The organism is Halarchaeum acidiphilum MH1-52-1 (assembly GCF_000474235.1).
Lineage (GTDB): Archaea > Halobacteriota > Halobacteria > Halobacteriales > Halobacteriaceae > Halarchaeum > Halarchaeum acidiphilum.
Window position 1 is genome coordinate 1 of the sequence record NZ_BATA01000048.1, and the last position, 19,819, is coordinate 19,819.

Below are 19,819 nucleotides of genomic sequence, written 5' to 3' on the forward strand. Positions count from 1 at the left end.
GGCGCCCGGCACCTTCGTCGCGAGGTTCGAGACCGGCGCGAACATGGAGCCGAGCTTCGAGAGGGTGTCGACGTTCGCGAAGACGTGATCGCGGAGGCTCGCGCCCTCGCGCTGGTGGTACTCGTGGGTGACTTCGGCCTTCATCTTCGCCATGTCCACCTCGCTCGGGCAGTCGTTCGAACAGCCCTTACAGCCGATGCAGAGGTCGAGCACCTCGTGCATGAACTCGACGTCGAACTGCTCGTCGGGCAGGTCGCCGCTCATCGCTTGGCGCAGGAGGTTCGCGCGGCCGCGCGTCGCCTGAATCTCCTCGTCGCTCGCGCGGTACGTCGGGCACATCACGCCGCCGCCCGTGTCCTGATCGGTCCGGCAGCCACCGCAGCCGTGGCAGAGTTCGACCATCCCCTCGAAGCCGTTATCGTTCTCCCACGCGAGTTCCGGCTCGAAGCCGGCGTCGAACTCGTAGTCCGGGTCGTAGCGCAGATCCTCGGTCATGGAGACACGCCGCGCGCGCTCGGGAACGCCCTCCGGCAGCGACTCGTCCGGGTCGTAGCCACAGACCTGCCCGGGGTTGAGGAGCCAGTCGGGATCGTACGCGCACTTGAGTTCGCGGAACGCCTCCCAGAGTTCGCGCCCGTAGAGCTTCTCGTTCCACTGCGTGCGCGCGCGGCCGTCGCCGTGCTCGCCGGAGACGGACCCGCCGAGTTCGACGACGAGATCCGTCACCTCGTCCGCGATGCTCTCGTAGGCCGCGAGTCCCCCCTCCGTCTTCGTCGTGACGAGCGGGCGAATGTGCAGGACGCCCGGTCCCGCGTGACCGTAGAACGCCCCGAACGTGTCGTGGTCCGCGAGGATGTCGCGGAAGCCCTGCACGTACTCGGGGAGCACCTCGGCGGGCACCGCGCAGTCCTCGATGAACGAGAGGTGCTTCTCGTCGGTCGTCCGCGAGAGCAGGATCGGGTTGCCGGCCTTCCGGAGCTTCCACACGCGATTCCGCTCCGCCTCGTCGTGCGCCTCGATGGCGTCCATCGCGGCCGTCCCGACGCGGTCCTCGACGAGCGCGTCCACCTTCTCGCGGCCCTCGTCGTCGCTCTCGGCGTAGAACTCCACGAGCAGCGCCGCCCGCGTCCCCTCCGGGAGCATCTCGACGACGTCGTGGAACTCGGAGGTGTCGCCCGCGAGGTCGATGAGCGTGTCGTCGATGAACTCCACCGCCGCCGGGTCGTGTTCGAGCACATCTACCACGTCCTCGACCGCCGCCGAGAGGTCGTCGTACGTGAGGAGCGCCACGGCCTTCGTCTCCGGGACGGGTTCGAGCGAGACGGTGGCTTCGGTGACGATCGCGAGCGTCCCCTCGCTCCCCGCGAGCAGGCGCGCGAGGTTCACCGTCGCGTCGTCCGGCAGGTCCGGCAGGGACTCCGCCTCATCGACGCTCTCGCTCGCGGCGTCGTCGCTCGCGCGTTCCGAGGACCGTCGGCCCTCGTACGCCTCCTCGACGAGCACGTCGAAGTTGTACCCGGAGACGTTGCGCTTCAGATCGGGATAGCGGTCCTCGACCTCGCCGCGTTCCTCCTCCACGATGTCGAGTACCGCCGCGTGGATGCGTTCCTCGACGTCGCCCTCGGCGTCCGCGGTCTCGCGGAGGTCGCCCACCGTCACCTCGCCGAAGCGCGTGACGCCCCCGTCCGCGAGGACGGCCTCCACCTCCTCGACGTAGGCGTCCGTCTTGCCGTACTTCAGCGAGTGCGACCCCGTCGAGTTGTTGCCGATGGCGCCGCCGATGACGCTCCGGTCGCCCGCGGCGGGGTCGGGCGCGAACTTCAGGTCGTAGACGGAGAGTCCCTCGTTCAGCCGCGAGAGCGTGATGCCGGGCTGGACGCGGACCGTCCGCGCCTCCGTGTCGGCGTCCGCCGCGCCGTCCATGTGGCGGGTGAAATCGAGGACGACGGCCTCGTTGACCGTCTGGCCGGCGAGGCTCGTTCCGCCGCCCCGGGGGAGCACGGGAACGTCCTCCGTCGCGCAGTACTCGACGACCGCCGCGACGTCCGCGGTGTCGGTGGGGAAGACGACGCCGATCGGCGTCACCTCGTAGGCGCTCGCGTCCGTCGCGTACAGTTCGCGGGAGTAGGCGTCGAATCGGACCTCGCCGTCCACGCGGGCGTCGAGCGCCTCGAGGAGGTCGGGGCGCTCGACGCCGTCGCCCTGATAGTCGTAGTTCGCGTCCGATGCTGTCGCGGGCTCGGGGGAGTGTGCGTCCGTTTGTCGCGTCGTCATGTTGTGTCAGTACGCGTGTCGTACCGTTATCAAACCCCGCCGTCGCACCGCGGTCCGGCGGGCGTCCGCGCGCTCGCGGACGCGTCGATCAGTACTGCCCGATGGAGACGGGCGGGCTACCGTGCGGGCCGTAGGGCGCGTCGTCGAGCCACTCGCCCGCCGGCTCGTAGTAGTCCGCGGCCGCCGCCGCGAGGCGCTTTTTCGCCTTCGTCACGAGGCTCTCGCCCTGCAGGTATTCGAGGGCCTGCGCGGCCGCGTCCTTGTTCCACTCGCCGGCGCGTTGGCGGCGCTCCGCGCACTCCGCGATCTCGGCGCGCGCGACGGCGTCGACGTCCGCGGCGAGCGCGCCCGCGATCGCGGAGGCGACCGCGTCGGCGTCCGCGATGCCGGAGTTCATCCCGCGCGCGCCGAACGGCGCGAACAGGTGCGCGGCCTCGCCGGCGAGCAGCACGCGGTCGTGCTCGCCCGTGTACGCCTCGGCGTTGACCTGCTTGAACTGATAGGTCGAGACCCACTCGACGCGATCGCGGTAGCGCTCGCCCAGCGCGCGCGCCGTGTACTCGGCGATGACCTCGTCGCTCGCGATCCGCTCCGGATCGTCGTCGGGCTTACACTGGACGTCAACGCGCCACCCGCCCTGAAACGGGACGATGAGGAGGTTGCGCCCGCCGAGATCCGGGTCGTCGTAGTGGAAGACGCGCTCCGGCGGCCGCGGGTCGTCCGACACCTCCTCGACGTCCGCGATGATGAAGGAGTTCGCCGATTGGTCCCCGGTGAAGTCCGCGCCGATCTCCTTGCGGACGGTCGAGCCGGCACCGTCCGCGCCGACGACGTATGACGCCTCGCGCGTCTCGCCGTCGCCCGTGCCGACCGTGACGCCGTCCGCGCGCGTCTCCACGCGCTCGACCGGCGTGTCCCACGTCACGTCGATGCCGACCTCCTCGAGGGTGTCGAGCAGGACGTCCTCCGTCCACACCTGCGGGAGACTGGTGAACGGCGGGAGACCCGCGCCCGCGCTCCGGTCGTTCTCGTACGTCCGGGAGAAGACTTCCTCCCCGCGGAACAGCGTCCGTCGCGTCGGCCAGATCATCCCCTCCTCGGCGAGGTCGTAGCCGAGCCCCGGGTGGATGGTGTCCAGCGTCCGGAGCGTCGCGCCGTGCACGAAGATGGCGCGACTCCCGGGCCGCTCGCGATCCTCCGGCTCCGCCTCGTACACCTCGACGGGGACCCCACGCGCCCGCAGACCGAGAGCGGCGACCATCCCGGTCGGTCCCGCGCCCGCGACGATGACTGGATCTTCGCTCATGTACGAACTACAATATCCCGATCTTACTTGATGGTTACGACAGGGTATATATGAGACCGATACTGACCAAAGCACGATGAGATCTACGATCTGGGGGACAAACTTCGAAATGGAGCGTCGCGTGGGCGCCGTGGATTTCGGAATGGGGCAGTCGTCGCGCCCGCGTGCCCCCGTGAGCGCCCGCTCGCGGCGTCCGCGTCACTCGTCTGGTGTCGACCCCGCGTCCCGAACGACCCCGTAGTGTTCCTCCAGATACGACCGCCCCTCTTCCGTCTCGACGAGGATGTCGTCGAACATCGCGGCGTCCGTCTGGAACTTGTGGACGTTGTGCAACATTGTGTTGTGGAACTGCTCGATGAGGTCGCCGTGCTCCTTGAAGAAGTCGTGGACCCACCGACCCATCTGGTCGTCGCTCCTGAACTGCGTGATGAGGTGCCAGTGGTACCGGCTGTCCGCGTTGAAGAACATCAGCACGTGGGGATCCTCCCGGAGGTCCCAGTAACACGACTCCCACGCGTCCGCGAAGTTCGGGTAGTGGAAGGCGATCCGGAAGAGGTAGTGGCGGAACATCTCCTGATCGGGGAGGATGGTCTCGCGGAACGCGCCCGACTCCGACAGCCCGCGGAGGATCTCGTTGATGCGGTTGTGCGAGAGATCGATCCCGTACTCCGTCTCGAGGACGTCGCTGAGTTCGCGCGTCGAGACGGTGGGGTACTCGACGCGGACCTTCAGGATCACCACGTCGCGAGGCGAGATGTCGAGGTCGCCGTTCGGACTGCCCATGCCCGCTCCTCGACTCGATCCACCAAAACGTTCGCGGTGTCTCGCCCGCCCCGTCGGTCGCTGTCCCCTCCACGCCCGAGTCGCCGAACGTTCGACTCGTTGCCGCGCGTTTTCTCACGGGAAACGTCAGGGGGCGTTCCGGTCGCGACCAGCCGACTCCGCTCGCGACCAGCCGACTCCGCTCGCGACACGGATGCCGACGTGGACGACCGCGTGTGACCGGAACTGATCTGCCGAGATCGTTCCGCTGTCCGCCTCCCGCGCGACGCTCGCCGTCGCGTCGTCCCTACCGCGTCGTCTCGATCGGCGGCGTCGCGTCGCTCGCCTCCGCGCTCTCCATCTGGGACCTCTGCTACGAGGACATCGCCGAGAGGATGATCGTCGATGCGGAAGCCAACGCCGACGCCCGCGTCGAGGAGCCGGACGAACCGCTCGGGGACTGACGGTCCGTCCGCCGCGTGCACGTCGCGGGCCGTCGAACGGCCCGCTCAGCTGGATGGGGGACCCCATACAGCACTACTGCCCAGTACATCTGCACAGTATTACCGAGCAGCATCACCCCACAGACGCACTGAACAAGTGGTCTCCGTGGAGCCGATTCGCGAAGAGAGTGTGGAGAATGCCGTCCGCCTCAGATTTCGGTCACGCGTCGGTAGTCGTCGTCGAGCGCCTGCGCGTCCTCCGGGAGCAGCGCGACGGCGGTGTACGGGGCGTACTCGCGGAAGTAGTCGACCAGCGCCGCGATCCGATCGGAATCGATCGCCTCGAGGGAGTCGAGGAGCATGAACGGACACTCCTCGTACACCTCGTGGACGAGATAGCCCGCCAGTCCGAACACGAGACCGATGACCTCGCGCTCGGACTCGGAGAGGTGTTCGACCGTGTCCTCGTACGCCGTCCCGTCCGCCCCCATCCGGATGACGTGGAGGCGGAACGTCGTCCGCTCGACCTTCCGTCGGCCCTCGCGGACCTGCTCGGTCGCGCGCTCGATCCAGACCCGCGAGACGTTCCCGTAGTCGAGCACGTCCAGCACCGTCTCCATGTGGTCGTTGAACGACTCGACCGCCTCCGCCTCGAGTCGATCGATCCGGGTCCGAAGCTCCTCTAACTCCTCGGTGATCGACTCGCGTTTCTCCTCTAGATCCGCCTGCCGATCGGCCTCTCCCTCCAACTCCGCGATCTCGGACTCGACGTCTTCGAGGTCGTCTTGCAGATCGTTCAGCTCGAACTGAAGCTCGTTCGCCTCGCGGTGGAGGTCGAGCACCGCGCTGTGGCGGCCGGCTTCGAGTTCCTCGACCGTCCCCTCGAGTTCCTCGACCGTCTCCGACGCCTCCTCGCGCTCCGCCGTGAGCCGCTCGACGCTATCCTCGCGCGTCTCGATCTCCTCGCCGAGTTCCTCGAGACGCTGTTCGAGATCCTCGCGGCGCTCGACGCGCGTCTCGATCTCGTTGCGCTCGGATTGGACCTCCTCAAGCTCGCTCGTCACCGACGATCGCTCCTTTCGCTTCTCCCGCGCGAGCTCGCGGAGCTTGTTCAGCGTCTCCTCGACGTCCTCCATCGACACCTCGGACCCGCACGTCCAACAGCGCCCCGCCGCGCTCTCGGACTCGGCGAGGAGCGCGTCCGTCACGGCGCTCGACTCGTCTTCGTCGTCGGCGAGCAGTTGCAGCACCTCCGTGTGCTCGCCCTCGAGCATCTCCTCGTTGAACTGGATGAGGCTCTGGAGCTGCGTGATCGTTGAGTCGAGATCTCGCTTCCGGTCGCGAAGCGACGCGACCTGCTCGTCGAGGAACGCGACGCGGTCCTCGTCGACTCCCTCCAGCCCCTCGAGGGCGTCTTCGACGTCCTCGCGCTCGGAACGGACCGACGAGAGGCTGGAGCGCTCGTTCTCCAGTCGAGACGCGATCCGCTCGACCGCCGCACGCCGCTCGTTGAGTTCATCGAGCGCCTCCTCCAGATCGTCGCGCTCCTCGCGCGACTCCTCGACGTCCGCGTCCGCGTCGTCGATCTCCGCCTGCTTCGCCTCGAGGGCCTCCCGCTTCGCCTCGATCTCGTCCTCCAGTTCGACCCGCCGCTCCTCCAGATCGGGGACGCGTCGCCCCGCCGCCTTCGCGTCCTCGATCTCGTCGTCGACGCGCTCGCGCTCGGCGAGCAACTCGTCGATCCGGTCGTTGATCGCCTCGGTATCGACCGGCCGCATCACGAGCTCCCGGAGGTCGCCCTGCGTCGCCACGGCCCGACGGGCCTCGTTGTCCTCCAGCAGGAACGCGAACAGGTCCGCGACCTCCGCGTCGTCGAGGATCGGGTCGCCCGAGAAGTCCACGTCGTCACCGCGTCGCGTCAGGACGCGCGTGAACGTCTCGCCGTTCAGTTCCACCTCGACGCGCCCCTCCTCGCTGTCGCCCTTCAGCGTGGCGCGCTCGCTGCCCGACACCGCCATGAGCGACTGGAGGAACGACGTCCGGTTCGTCGCGTTCCGCCCGACGAGGACGTTCACTCCCGGTGTGAGGTGGAGTTCCGTCTCGTCGATACCGCCGATATTGGACACGCGTACGTCGACACCCGTACCCGCCTCTCGGCTCGTTTGCATGTGGCCGGTTTTAGGCGCCCGACGACTTATATGTACTGCCCGATCACTGGTCCGCGTCGAGGCGGCACTCGCAGCCGCCCGCTTCCAACAGATCGCCGAACTCGTGGCGCCGCCCGCACTCGTCACACGTCACGTGCGTCGTCACGATGACGTCGAAGCCGTCGAGCGCGACCTCGTCGCCGGCCAAGCGTTCGAGGTTGTTCGCGGCGATCTTCTCCGTCCGCGTCTCCAGCGACCCGACCGTGTTCCGCGTCGAGGCCACGCGGTCCGCCGGCTCCGGGTTCTTCTCCACGTCGAGACACTCGCGGAGGTGCGTGTGGATCGACTGGTGAGAGACGAAGTCCCGCTGGACCTCCTCGATGTCCACGCCGTCGCGCTCCAGTCGCCCGATGGCCTGCGTCCGCATCCCCGCGCTCACGTCGTCGTCGGTCAGGAGCCGATACGTGTTCTCGAGCTCCCCGTCGAGCACTTCGACGTTCGCCGCGCGCAACGCCGACTCCAGCACGCGTCGATTGAAGTACTCCTGTAGGTCACGGAGGCTGTACGACTCTCCGCTCTCCCCCCGCCACAGCGAGGCGAGTTCTTCGCCGACGTCGTCGAGACCGTACGCGTTCGCCACGCGCCCGACCTTGCAGTCGCAGGATGCCCCATCAGAACTCATCTGTACCTCGCGTAAGTCGAGACGGAATATAGTTCTATCGGCCCACAGTTTACGCCCCTATTCGTGTAAGCCGAACCGGGGTGTTCGCGCTCCCGATCCTACCGGTCGTACCCCCACTCCCGGAGGACGTCCGCGGCCTCGTCGAGGTGGCGCATTCCGGCGAGGTAGATGGCCTCCCGCGCGTCCAGCCGATAGACGTCCTCGCCGAGGAGCTTCTCGAGATCGCGCTCGGCGTCGCGCGCCAGCATATCCGTGTCGTCGCGGACGAACAGCTGGTGGACGTCGGGTCGCTCGTCCTTCACCTTATCGCGCCGGTAGATGTACGGGAGTTCGAGCGGCGCGTCGCTCGCCGCACCCGATTCGGCGTCCGACTCGTCGTCCGCGTTCTCCGATGCGGCGGGCGACCCCGGCGACGCCGATTCCGCGGCCGTCTCGTCGCTCTCGCTCCCTTCGTCGACCGATCCGGACGCCTCGCTCGGCTCCGATTTCGGCTCTGTGACGCCCGACGCGGGCGTTTCCGGCTCTGCAACTTCCTCATCCTCGGCCGCGCCGGCGTCGGTCGCGTCACTCTCGATCTCCGCGTCGCCTTCCTCCTCGTCGTCCGCGAACGGATCGCTCGCGCCCGGCTTCATAGTCGCTCCTCCGCCGCGATATCGTCCGCATCGATCTCGACGCCGAACTGCGCGGAGGCGTACCGTGCGAGCTCGTCGAACTGTTCGAGCGTTTCGAGTTCGCGTTCGCGCACTCGATCGCGGTTCGTGGCGAACGCGTACGGCGTCACCTGACCGTCCCATGCCCCCTCCAACATCGCGCGCCGCTCGCGGATCTCGACGGGCGCGACCGGGAAGTCCTGCTCCTCGAGGTCGGCCTCGTACTCCGCCTGCTTCTTCGTGTTCGAGACGCGGTTCGGGACGACGGCGAGGACGCCCACCTCCACGTCGTCGAGTTCCGCCTCGATGCCCTCGACGGTGTCGCGCATCCCCTCCACCGACTCGTGGCCCTTCGCCGAGAGTTCCAGCGGGATCAGGAGGTTCGACGCCGCGTACACCGCGTTGTAGACGTGCTGGCCACCGGTCGCCGGCGGATCGATGAGAATCGCATCATAGCGCGCGGGGACGTCGTTCTCGGTGAGCACGCGCTTCAACTGCTCCTCCGGGACGAACTCCTCGCCCATGTCCTCCTCCATGCGCTGGGCGCGCAAGAGGTTTCGCTCGAGCGATTCGAGCATGTTGTGGCTCGGCACGAGGTCGATGCCGTCGCGGACGTTCACGACGAGATCGTCGAAGTCGCCCTTCGGCCGGCCGATCATGTGCCGGACGAGATTGTCCGCCTCCGGGTTCGCGCGGTCCTCGGTCGCGCCGAAGTGGTGCGTCGCCCCCCCGTCCTGCGGGTCGAGATCCACGACGAGCACGCGCTGGCCGTGCCGCGCGTGCGCGGCCGCGAGCGTGACGGTGAAGGTGGTCTTGCCCACCCCGCCCGCCTCGCTCCAGATCGTGTATGCGATCGTCGCCATGCCCGTCACGTCACCGGCACAGGGGAAGTATTTTTCGCCAATCCGTTCGGTAATACTGTCTGGTATTATTGGCCTAGTGTGTATATCGTATGTAGCGATACGAATCGCTCGTAGGTATCGTGGCGATCTTGCCGGGAGCGTCCGCGAGCGCGAGTCGTCGGAATGAGCTGCTGACCGCGGCACGCGTCGTCGCGCACGCCGAGCGCCACGCTCTTGTGTGGTTCCGGACGATACCCGATGGCCTGATCGGTTCCGCGGTACCGGCCAAGCGCCCGTTCTACTGTGGAGGACTCCTGTCGAGCGCGTGTCGGCACATGATCACGGGTTACACGAATAGCTCTGTAAGATCCCACGTTTGTCCGCTAGAGCGCACGCATCCCATACGGGCACGCGCTATCGCCGCTCGTCACGGATCCCGTCGAGGATTCGATCGCCGAACGCGACGATACCGAGGCCACCGATGGCGTCGAAGACGAGGTCGAGGGCGGTGTCGCGCGGGCCGTACGTGACGAGTAGCGGTTCGAGACCGAGTCGGCGGGCGGTCGCGTGGATCGCGTACTCGAGCAGCTCCCAGAGCGCGCCGAGTCCGACGGTGGCGACGAGGACGGTCCGCGTCGTGTTCCGCTCACGGTGGTCGGCGAACAGGTGCGCGGCGGCGCCGACGAGCGACGCGGAGCAGATGTGCGTGAGGTGGTCCCACCACCACGTCTCGTCGTAGGGTCCGAGCATTCCGACGGCGTGGAGGAGGACCGATCCGGAGATCCAGACGCGGTGGGCGGGACGCAACGAGAGTCCCGCGCGCCGTTCGATGACGCGGGGGAGGAACGTCGCGGCGAGTCCGACGAGCGCGTTGACGATCGCGCTCGGATCGCGTCGACGGATGCCGGCGACGGCGACGGCGAGGAGTCCGAGCCGAAGCGCTCGATCCGTCGTGCGGCCGGCGCGGGCGAGCGAGTCCGTGGTCATCGCGTCACCTCTCTCGTGCCACGGTGTTAACTCCGCGGTTCCGCGAGCCGACGTGCCCGCGCCAGCCCACCCAGTCAGCATTACTGCACAATATTATCACTCAGTATTACTGATCAAACAGTCTGTACAGAAGGTCTGTTTGTCTGTTCCCCTCAGCCGCCGTGGCCGACGACGCCGGGCGACGAGCGGTGGGTCGGCCGCGCTGTGCGGCGCCGCGCGATCGGGGTGGTCGCGTGTCTCAGGCTCGGAAATCGTCGAGCCGTCGCTGTGCCGCGGGGAGCGCGTCGTCCCCGTCGGCGTCGGCGCCGAGGAGGCGCGGGAGGGCGGTGTCGGCGAACGTCATGCCGACGACGAGCAGGATGGGGGCGAAGAAGAGCCCGTAGAACCCGAGGACGACCGGGCCGAGCGTGTAGGCGAGCATCAGCAGGCCGACGTGGGTGTTCTCGCCGCTGAGGATCGGCCGGAGTACGATGTCGGGAATCGTGTCGACGACGACGACGGCGACGACGAGGAAGCCGGCGACGTAGACGAGGAGCGAGGTGCGGCCGGTGAGAGCGACTGGAATGGCGGTGATGGCGGCCAGCGGGAGGTAGACGAGCTTCATGCCGACGACGGGGACGAGGCTCGCGAGACCGGTGAGCGCACCGGCGAGCGCGGGGTACGGGACTTCGACGGGCGCGGGCGCGACGGCGTTGTAGACGTTGAACGCCGCGATGGCGATGAGCGCGATGGCGATGACGTTCAGGAGGTTGCCGAAGAGGACGGCTTCGAGTTCCGCGTCCGTGGCTTCGAGGTAGTCGCGGACGATGGCGTCGTCGTCGAAGCGCAACAGCCACTCGCGGAGGCGCCCGCCGTCCACGAGCAGGTAGTACGTGACGATGACGACGACGAAGAGGTCGAGGAAGAACTCGGAGACGAGGTTCGTGAGGAAGGCGGCGTGATCGCTCGCGAAGGCGATGAACGGGTCGAGTTCGCCGGACTGATAGGCGCCGTAGAGACCGTGCACGCTCAGTTTCGGGAGGGTGTCGATGCCCGCGAACCACGAGACGTTCGCTGCGGCGACGTCGAGGAGAGCGTACTGCGTGATGAAGTGTCTGGCTTCGACGACGAGGAGGACGACCGCGTAGCTGATGAGGAGGATGAGCGGAACGGCGAGCGACGCGAGGACGACGGCCGCGCGGGCCCGCGAGGGGAGGTGGAGGCGCTTGAGCGCCTTGTGATACCGTCGCGTCGAGTAGTAGAGAAAGATGGACACCGTAAGCGGGGCGACGAACCGGTACGCGAGGAGGGCGAGCGCGACGGCGACGAGGACGCCGAAGCAGGCGACGACGAGTCGCTTCTCGTTCATGTTCTCCTCCTCTCGCGGCCGGATAGTAAAGCGTGGGGCCGCCGGATATCAGTCGTCCGCGGCGGCGTCGCCCGGGTCGTGCGCTCGCGCGCTGTCGCGAAGCCGAATCGGAGGTCGCGGGAACGGCCGCCTCGACGATCACCCGCGGGCGGGTGGACGCGACGGACGAGAGCGACGCGGCGGATCGGGACCCGATAGCGACTGACGCGCGACGAACCGCGGAATAATGATACGGAACCTAATAGAATAGGCTCTCCCGGGGTGCGGGTAAGTGAATAGACAACGACCTTTCGCGGCGGAAGGGCTTTCGTTTCGGTGTCATGCGATTCAAACTCGCCGCGATCGCCCTCGGAATCGTCGTCGTCGCCTCCGCGTTCGGGGCGAGCGCGTTCACGACCGCGACCGTCCAACGTGACGCGAACATCAACGTGGCCTCAGACAGCGGTGGTCTCATCGGACTCACCGCCGGCGACTCGGAACTCGTCTCATCACCGACAGATGGTCAGCTCTCGATCGACGTTGCGCAGGGCGACGCGTCGGGCGTCAACCCGAACTCGTCGCTCACCATCGGCAACGAGTCGTCGCCCGCGTTCAACATCACGAACAACTTCCCGAGCGCGCACACGTTCAACGTCTCGTACGAGATGGGCACCGACCCGGATACGACCACCAAGAACGTGAAGTTCAAGCTCTTCAACAGCACGGACCACGTCGATACCGTTAACGAGGATGAAGCGTACAAGGGAGAACTCAGTACTGGCGACAAACTTCGAGTCGTCGTCGAGGTCGACTCCAGCGGTGCGACGAAGAGCGACGACCTCAGCGGCAATCTGAACATCACGGCCTAAACCGCCACTCTCGCTTTCGTGATTCGTACCGCCGCCCTCGCCGTCCTCCTCGTCCTCGCCGGGCTCGTCGCCGCACCCGCGGGATCGCCCGTGCAGGTGTCCTACGTCTACTCGGAGAGCATGTCGCCGACCATCGGCGTCGGCGACGGCTACGTCCTCGTCCCCGCGGGCCACGTCTCGACGGGCGACATCGTGACGTTCTGGAGCGGCACGCGCGGGGCCTACACGACCCACCGTATCGTCGACGAGACGGCCGACGGCTTCCGAACGAAGGGAGATCACAACGCCGTGGCCGATCAGGCCGCCGGCTATCCGTCCGTATCGCGCGACGCGATCGTCGGTCGCGTGCTGACGTGGCGCGGTTCCCCCCTCGTCATCCCGCACCTCGGGAGCGCCGTCCGGTTCGTCCACGAGCACGTCGCGCTCCTCGTCGTGATCGTCGGCGCGGCCGCGCTGTTGGGACGCGGTGGGACCGACGGCCGACCGTCGCGGCCCGCGACCATGCGGGCGGTCCTCGTCCCGTTGCTCATCGCCGCGGTGCTGGGGACGGCCGGCGTCGTCGCCTTCGGCGGCGTGACGCACACGGAGACGGTCATCGCGGTCGAACACCCGACCGACGCCGGCTCGATCCGGACGGTCGCCGTCGGGTCGTCACAGCCGGCGAACTACACCGTCGCCGTCCCGGATCGCGCGTGGACCGATCGCGTCGTCCACACGGTCGGTCTCCGCGACGTGACGGTCGCGCGGAACGCCAGTACGCTGTCGGTCACCGGCTCCGTCCGCGCCCCGGACGCGCCCGGCCCGGTCCCCATCGAGGTCGCCGTCCGGAACTATCCGTCCGTGCTCCCGCACGCGATCATCGCGCGACTGGACGCGATCGACCCCCTGCTCGCCGCGAGCGTCTGCGCGACGCTCCTGTTCGCGCCCGTCGTCGCGCTCGTCCCGTTCGTGGACGGCCGCGAACGCCCCCGCGAGTCGCGCTCGCGCTGGTGGCGGCTCCTCACGGGGGGACTCGAGTGAGCCGGCGTCGAAACCGGGGACGACGTCGAGGGCGACGCCGCACGCGCCGACCGATCATCGTCGCGCTCGTGATCGTCGCGCTCGTCGCCGTCGCCGCCGGCGGCGCGGGCACCGGCGCGTTCACGACCGCGGCGCTCGATCGCGGATCGTCCATCCCCATCGCGGGCGACGAGAACGGCGTCGTCGGTCTCGGTGTGAGCCGGTCCGTGCAGTCGAACGCGACGAGCCGCCTCGTCACCGTCACGAACACGCTCGATACGTCGACGCGCGTGACGGTCTCCCTCGACGAGAACGCCCGCGACGACGCCGATCTCGTCGTCAACGGAGCCACTGAGGGGGACACCGCGAACGTCCGCCTTGCAGCCGGCAAGCGCCGCTCGTTCGACGTCGACGTCGCGGCGAACGCGACGCGCTCGACGCTCGGCTTCGACGTCACCGCCACCGGCGGCGGCGTCTCCGTCTCGGCACCCGATCGCTCGACGACCATCTCCACCTGATACCCACTCGTGCTCCCGCCCCGCCTCAGATACGTGCTCGCCAAGCGCGGCCCGGCCGTCGCGCTCGCCTTCGCCGTGCTCGCAGCCGCGGCGTTCGGCGCGGCCGCGTGGACCGCCACGCACCCCCCGACAGTCGACGTCACCGACCGCGAGAACGTCCAGACTGCCGCGCTCGGCGTCACCGGGCGCGCGACCGTGACCGGGAACGGGTCGCTCCACGACCCCGGAACGGCCCTCGATGATCCCGTCGTCTACCCGCGCACCGCACCGGTCCTCCACCTGACGGTGCGGACGACGAGCGCGAACGCGTCGTTCGAGCGCGTCGCGCAGAACGCCTCGCTCGTCTACACGGCGACCCGCAGCGGCGAGACGTTCTGGACGCGCACCGTCCCGCTCGGCGCCGGGAACGCGACGGACACCACGACCGCCTCGACGCCGGTCTCCATCGACACCGAGCGCGTGCGCGATCGCCTCGCGACGTACCGACGCGAAGCGGGCGATACGGGCACCGTGGACGTCGCGGTCCGGGTGACGTCCACGTACCGCGTCGCGGGGTACGCGGGGACGCTCTCCACGTCCGGGCCGCTCTCCTTCGGCGAGGACTGGTACGACGTCGAGACCGAGGGCGCCACGCGGGAACACGACCGCGCGGTCGCGCGTACCGTCACGGTCCCGTCGACGCGCCTCGTCCCGCCATGGGCGCTAGGGGGTGCCGGTGTCGCGTGCGCGCTCGCGGCCCTCCTCGTGTTCTACTGGTATCGCGCGTGGCGGACGTCGGCCCCGCGGCTCGCGGAGACGGTCCACCGCCACCGCTACGACGAGTGGATCTCGACCGGACGCGTCCCCGCGACGTCGGACCTCCCGCTCGTCGAGACGGCGACGCTGGAGGACCTCGTCGACATCGCCATCGACGCGGGTCTCAGGGTCATCCACGATCCCGACCGCGGCCGGTACGTCGTGGTCACGCCCGGGGCGCGCTACCGGTACGACGAGCGCGACGAGAGCCACGAGCGCGACGGGACCGAGTGATCGCCGGACGCTGCCGCGACTCATCTCTCGAAACGGGACCGACCGATAGAAGGCGGTGGGCTGAACAGTCTCGTCCGAATGGCCGACTCGTCTCCGATCCACCTCGTGCTGGTCGACGACGACGCGGCGTATCTCGACCTCCTCGGTACCGCGCTCGAACGGGTCGAGGCGCCGGTCGACGTCACGGCGACGACCGATCCGGCGCGCGTCCTCGACGCCGTCGAGGCGGGCGCGGCCGACTGCGTCGTGAGCGACTACGAGATGCCGGACGCGAGCGGTCTCGACCTCCTCGACGCGGTTCGCGAGCGCGACGAACACCTCCCGTTCGTCCTCCTCACGGGCGTCGGGAGCGAGCGCGTGGCGAGCACCGCCATCGACGCCGACGTCACCAGCTACATCCCGAAGCAGGCCGAGGGGTCGGTCACGGCGCTCGCGACGCGCCTCGTCGACACCGCCACCGACGCCGTACGAGCCTACCACCGCCGGAACGCGCTCGACGAGCACCTCGCCTTCATCGAGTCGGTGCTCGGCGCGCTCGACGACGTCGTCTACGTCATCGACGCGGCGGGGACGCCGCTCTACTGGAGCGAGGCGCTGCGCGAGGTGACCGGCTACGGCGACGTCGACCTCTCGCACCTCACGGCCTACGACATTATCCCCGAGGAGGAACACGAGACGCTGGAGGCCGCCCTCGACGCGGTCCGCGGCGGCGCGTCCGTCACCGTGCAACTCCCGATCGTCCCGCGCGACGGCGATCCGGTGCCCTTCGAACTCAGCGCCGCGCCCCTCTACGGGGACGACGACCGCGTCGTCGGCATCGCCGGCATCGGCCGCGACCTCACGGAGCGCGAACGCTACGAGCGCGGTCTCGAAGGTCTCCAGCGGACGACGAGTCGCCTCCTCGACGCGGACGACGCCGCGGCCGTCATCGACGCCGTGACGGACGCCGCCGCGTACGTCGCGCCGGACTCCTACGGCGTCGTCTACCGACACGATCCGTCGCGCGACGCGCTCGTGCCGGCGGCGGCGACCGGCGGGATCGATATCGGCGGCGACGGATTCACGTACGACGTCGCGGGGGAGGCGCCCGCGGCGCGGGTGTATCGCTCCGGCGATCCGGAGCGCCTCGCCGCCGCCGACATCGACGACGATCGGGACCGCGGCGACGTCCAGAGCGTCGTCTACGTCCCGTTGGGGGGGCACGGCGTCCTCGTCTTCGGTCTCGGTGAGGCGACCGAGGGCGCGGCGCGGGCGTGGACGCTCGCCGGCATCCTCGCCGCGAACGCCACCGCCGCGCTCGACCGCCTCGATCGGACGGCCGCGTTGCGGGACCGGGAGCGCGTCCTCGGCACGCTCCACGCGCGTTCGGCGGAGCTGGCGCGCGCGACCGATCCCGAATCCGTGGCCGAGACCATCGTCGACGCCGCGCGTGACGTCGTGGACGCGCCCGGGTTCGCGGTCTACCACTGGGAGGACGCGGCGGGGCGTCTCGTTCCGTCCGCGGTGACGGGCGACGTCGATCCCGAGACGGTCGATGCGACGTCCGACGGTCGCCTCGTCTGGGAGGCGTTCGTCGAGGGACGGACGACGGTCGCGGCCGACCTCGACGCGGACCCGGCGCGCGCCCCGTGGCCGGACGCGCGGAGTGGGGTCGCGTCCCCGCTCGGCGAGCACGGGGTCTTCGTCGCCGCCGCACCGACGCCGGACGCGTTCGACGACCGCGACGTCGAGTTCGTGGACCTCATCGTGACGTACGCGACGAGCGTGCTCGAACGCGCCGCCCGCGAGACCCGGCTGCGTGAGACGGAGGACGAGCTCCGCGATCGGAACGCGGAGCTCAAGCGCCTCAATCGGCTGAACGGGGTGATCCGCGACATCACGGGCGCGCTGGTGGACGCGGAGTCGCGGGGCGGGATCACGCGCGCGGTGTGCGAGAACCTCGCGGCCGACGATCGCTACGCGCTCGCGTGGATCGGGCGGGCCACCGACGGGGCGGCCGGCGGGACCGTCGAGGCGTGGGCGGGCGACGGCGAGTCGTTCCTCGATCACATCGTGGAGCACGAGATCGAGCACCCGCTGGCGCGCGAGGACGCGGTCTCGGGCCGCTCGACGGTCGCGGACGACGTGCTTCGCGACCCCGCGTTCGAGGGGTTGCGCGACGAGGCGATGCGCCGCGGGCTCCGGAGCGCGATCCGTCTCCCGCTGCGCCACAACGAGCGGCGATACGGGTTCCTCGAACTCTACGCGCGCGCACCCAACGCGTTCGCGGGCGAGGAGCGCGACGTCTTCGAGGAGCTCGCGGCGCACATCGCGAACGCGCTCGCCGCCGTCGAGCGAACGGAGACCCTCCTCTCCGGCCGGTCGCTCGAACTCCGGTTCGCGCTCGACGGGGTTGACGACCCCCTGTTCGCCCTCGCCGAGCGGGCCGGACTGGCGCTCGACGTGTCGGCCGTCGCCCCGCACGACCGCGGGTGGCTCCTCTACGCGTCGGTCACCGGCGATCCCGAGCGGGTCGTCGCGGCGGGCGCGGCGAGCGTCGCGGTCGCGGACGTCGAGGTCGTCCGGGCGAGCGAGGACGGCGCGGTGCTCGCGATCGTCGTCTCCGAGTCGCCGGTCGTTCGAGCGTTCGCCGACCGCGACGCGGCGATCCGCCACCTCCGCGCGTCCCCGACGGGCGGAACGGCGACGGTCGCAGTTCGCTCCTCGGCGGACGTCCGGGCGTTCGCGGACGCGATCCGGGAGCGCCTCCCGTCCGCACAGCTCAGTCGGCGCGCGGTAGCGGGCGACGCGGCGGCGAACGCGCTCCGACACGACCTCTCCGAGGTGTTGACGGACAAGCAGTTGCAGGCGCTGCGGACGGCCTACGTGAACGGCTACTTCGAGTGGCCCCGCGAGACGACGGGCGAGGACGTCGCGAGCGAACTCGGCGTCTCCGGGCCGACCTTCCATCAGCACCTGCGGAAGGCGCTCGCGCGCCTCCTCGACGACGCTCTCGGGTCGCCCGCGCGGTGACGGGTGCGAGCGATCGCGGGGCCTTTCCCCGCTCGGCACCTTCCCGGCGTATGAGACCTGAGGACCCCGACGACGTTCGCGCGGATTGGGCGGAGCGCGAGGGCGAGTTCTCGCCGACCTACTACGCCCATCTCGGCCCGAACGAGGTGAGCGAGACGATTCGCGACGCCCTCGATCACTACGTCACGACGGACGCGGCGATCCTCGAAGTCGGCTGTAGCTCGGGACGCCACCTCGAACACCTCCGCCGCGGCGGCTACGAGGACCTGACGGGCATCGACCTCAACGACGAGTCCTTCGACGTGATGGCCGCGGAGTTCCCCGCGCTCGCCGAGACCGGGACGTTCCGCGTCGGCGCGATCGAGGACGTCGTGCCCGAGTTCGACGACGACGCCTTCGACGTCGTCTACTCCGTCGAGACCCTCCAGCACGTCCACCCGGACGACGCGTGGGTCTTCGAGGACCTCGCGCGCGTCACCTCGGATCTGCTCGTCACCGCCGAGAACGAGGGGAACGGCCCGCGACGCGGCCGCGAGGATCGCGAGGTGAGCTACGTGAACGACGACTTCCCGCTCTATCACCGGAACTGGAAGGCCGTCTTCGGCGACCTCGGCCTCGCAGAACTGCTGTGCGAGCCGACGAAACGCGACACGATCCGCGTCTTCCGCGCCCCCTGAACGGCCGGCGAGAACACGTACGTTTTTCGACGTCGAGTGCGAAGGGCACCCATGGCTGGTGAATCCACCCGCGTGCTCGAACGGGGCGACGAAGCGCCGTCCTTCTCGCTGCCCGGCGTCGACGGCGAGACGCACGCTCCCGCTGACTTCGCGGACGCCGAGGCGCTCCTCGTCGTCTTCACGTGCAACCACTGTCCGTACGCGAAGGCGAAGCACCCGGCGTTGAACGCCATCGCGGACGACTACGACGAGGCGGCGGTCGTGGGGATCAACCCGAACGACGCGGACGCCTATCCGGCGGACTCCTTCGATGGCATGCGCGAAGAGGTCGACTCGGGTCGAATCGACTACGACGCCTACCTCCGCGACGAATCGCAGGACGTCGCGGCGGCCTACGGCGCGGTCTGCACGCCCGACCCGTTCCTCTTCGCGCGCCGCGACGGCGCCTTCGAACTCGTCTACCACGGCCGCCTCGACGACGCGTTGAACCCCGACGCCGAGCCGTCCGGCGACCCCGGCTTCGAGATGCGCGAGATCATCGACGACGTCCTCGCGGGCGAGACGATCGACGCGGCGTTCCGCCCCTCGCGGGGCTGTACGATCAAGTGGCGCGAGGGGAACGAACCCGACTACTGGGACGACGTCTAACCCGATCGGATAGACCAGATAGGAGACGCCACATCTATCGTATCAGAAACGAGTGGAGATATCGCCCTCGATATTTCACACTCTGATCCGATTTGGGGCGTATATCCCATGTGAGCCGTTTCTCGTCCGTATCCCAGCGCCAGCTCGAAGATATGAATTATATGATTGTTTCCAACATTGATACAGTATATGATATATGAACCTTCCATCGACGCTCATACAGATGCAGCGCGGAAACTCACGGCTTTAGCTGAAAATAGGCGCTAAGCCCCACCCTCAAGGAGCGACCGAAGGGGCGGAGTAGGGTGGGGATACAGCGTCCCCAGAATCTCCGATTCTGGGGTGTGAACGAATCGCGGAGTGATTCGTTAACGCCTGTGGAGACTGCGCTCCCGACGGACACCAATTCGGTGTCTGCAAAGCGCGTCGTTGAATCAGGAAGCCGTTCGAAAGGCGCGTAGCGCCTTTCGTGATGTCGTCAGGCGGTTCCGCCGCCTGACTGCTAACCGGAACGCAGAGCGTTTCCGGTGATGTCGTCGGATACCTCTAAAATCCGACTGCAAGCAGGAAATCGAAGACTTCCTACACTGACGAGAGAGCGAAGCTCTCTCGAACCACCCCGCCCTCAAGGAGCGAACGGCGTCAGC

General features: G+C 68.7%; 17 protein-coding genes. 8 read left to right on the plus strand and 9 right to left on the minus strand.

Annotated elements, in window-relative coordinates:
* The 3 genes from AOZ13_RS09205 to AOZ13_RS09215 all read right to left on the minus strand — a co-directional run.
* Positions 1-2,274 (minus strand): FAD-binding and (Fe-S)-binding domain-containing protein (locus tag AOZ13_RS09205; RefSeq protein WP_049934043.1); only part of this gene is annotated, 2,274 nt, incomplete at its 3' end.
* An 88-nt stretch (positions 2,275-2,362) separates the two neighbouring features.
* Positions 2,363-3,580 (minus strand): FAD-dependent monooxygenase, encoded by a 1,218-nt coding sequence (locus tag AOZ13_RS09210; RefSeq protein ID WP_081706787.1) that lies wholly within the window; start codon positions 3,578-3,580, stop codon positions 2,363-2,365.
* A gap of 198 nt (positions 3,581-3,778) precedes the next feature.
* Positions 3,779-4,363, minus strand: coding sequence for a helix-turn-helix domain-containing protein (locus AOZ13_RS09215; protein ID WP_020221356.1), 585 nt, complete (start codon positions 4,361-4,363; stop codon positions 3,779-3,781).
* Positions 4,364-4,578: 215 nt separating this feature from the next.
* On the opposite strand from AOZ13_RS09215, the gene AOZ13_RS09220 reads away from it, so the two are divergent.
* The gene (locus AOZ13_RS09220; protein WP_020221357.1) at positions 4,579-4,806 is read left to right on the plus strand and encodes a hypothetical protein; all 228 of its coding nucleotides are present in this window, start codon (positions 4,579-4,581) and stop codon (positions 4,804-4,806) included.
* 188 nt (positions 4,807-4,994) lie between these two features.
* Here AOZ13_RS09220 and AOZ13_RS09225 read toward each other — a convergent pair whose 3' ends face one another.
* From AOZ13_RS09225 to AOZ13_RS09250, 6 genes are all read right to left on the minus strand, one after another.
* Positions 4,995-6,953 (minus strand): archaea-specific SMC-related protein, encoded by a 1,959-nt coding sequence (locus AOZ13_RS09225; RefSeq protein WP_020221358.1) that lies wholly within the window; start codon positions 6,951-6,953, stop codon positions 4,995-4,997.
* Positions 6,954-6,996: 43 nt separating this feature from the next.
* A complete protein-coding gene (gene rdfA, locus AOZ13_RS09230; protein WP_081706788.1) occupies positions 6,997-7,614 on the minus strand; it encodes a rod-determining factor RdfA in 618 nt (205 codons plus the stop codon).
* Between the two features lie 98 nt (positions 7,615-7,712).
* Complete coding sequence (locus AOZ13_RS15000) at positions 7,713-8,246, minus strand: hypothetical protein (RefSeq protein ID WP_020221360.1); 534 nt, start codon at positions 8,244-8,246, stop codon at positions 7,713-7,715.
* Positions 8,243-9,127, minus strand: coding sequence for a ParA family protein (locus AOZ13_RS09240; RefSeq protein WP_020221361.1), 885 nt, complete (start codon positions 9,125-9,127; stop codon positions 8,243-8,245). The genes AOZ13_RS15000 and AOZ13_RS09240 overlap by 4 nt, the downstream gene beginning before the upstream one ends.
* A gap of 393 nt (positions 9,128-9,520) precedes the next feature.
* Complete coding sequence (locus AOZ13_RS09245; RefSeq protein WP_020221362.1) at positions 9,521-10,093, minus strand: hypothetical protein; 573 nt, start codon at positions 10,091-10,093, stop codon at positions 9,521-9,523.
* Positions 10,094-10,331: 238 nt separating this feature from the next.
* Positions 10,332-11,441, minus strand: a complete 1,110-nt coding sequence (locus AOZ13_RS09250) for an AI-2E family transporter (protein ID WP_020221363.1) — start codon at positions 11,439-11,441, stop codon at positions 10,332-10,334.
* Positions 11,442-11,761: 320 nt separating this feature from the next.
* On the opposite strand from AOZ13_RS09250, the gene AOZ13_RS09260 reads away from it, so the two are divergent.
* From AOZ13_RS09260 to AOZ13_RS09290, 7 genes are all read left to right on the plus strand, one after another.
* The gene (locus AOZ13_RS09260) at positions 11,762-12,289 is read left to right on the plus strand and encodes a hypothetical protein (protein ID WP_020221365.1); all 528 of its coding nucleotides are present in this window, start codon (positions 11,762-11,764) and stop codon (positions 12,287-12,289) included.
* 18 nt (positions 12,290-12,307) lie between these two features.
* Positions 12,308-13,309 carry a signal peptidase I gene (locus AOZ13_RS09265; RefSeq protein WP_021780419.1) on the plus strand — a complete coding sequence of 334 codons (1,002 nt, stop codon included), beginning with the start codon at positions 12,308-12,310 and terminating at the stop codon, positions 13,307-13,309.
* Between the two features lie 68 nt (positions 13,310-13,377).
* On the plus strand, positions 13,378-13,806 hold the full coding sequence (locus AOZ13_RS09270; protein WP_049934044.1) for a hypothetical protein: 429 nt from the start codon (positions 13,378-13,380) through the stop codon (positions 13,804-13,806).
* A gap of 33 nt (positions 13,807-13,839) precedes the next feature.
* The gene (locus tag AOZ13_RS09275) at positions 13,840-14,835 is read left to right on the plus strand and encodes a DUF5305 family protein (RefSeq protein ID WP_021780421.1); all 996 of its coding nucleotides are present in this window, start codon (positions 13,840-13,842) and stop codon (positions 14,833-14,835) included.
* A gap of 78 nt (positions 14,836-14,913) precedes the next feature.
* Positions 14,914-17,847 carry a GAF domain-containing protein gene (locus AOZ13_RS09280; RefSeq protein ID WP_021780422.1) on the plus strand — a complete coding sequence of 978 codons (2,934 nt, stop codon included), beginning with the start codon at positions 14,914-14,916 and terminating at the stop codon, positions 17,845-17,847.
* 50 nt (positions 17,848-17,897) lie between these two features.
* The gene (locus tag AOZ13_RS09285) at positions 17,898-18,524 is read left to right on the plus strand and encodes a class I SAM-dependent methyltransferase (RefSeq protein WP_020220773.1); all 627 of its coding nucleotides are present in this window, start codon (positions 17,898-17,900) and stop codon (positions 18,522-18,524) included.
* A gap of 51 nt (positions 18,525-18,575) precedes the next feature.
* Complete coding sequence (locus AOZ13_RS09290; protein WP_020220772.1) at positions 18,576-19,172, plus strand: thioredoxin family protein; 597 nt, start codon at positions 18,576-18,578, stop codon at positions 19,170-19,172.
* The last annotated feature ends 647 nt before the right edge of the window (positions 19,173-19,819 follow it).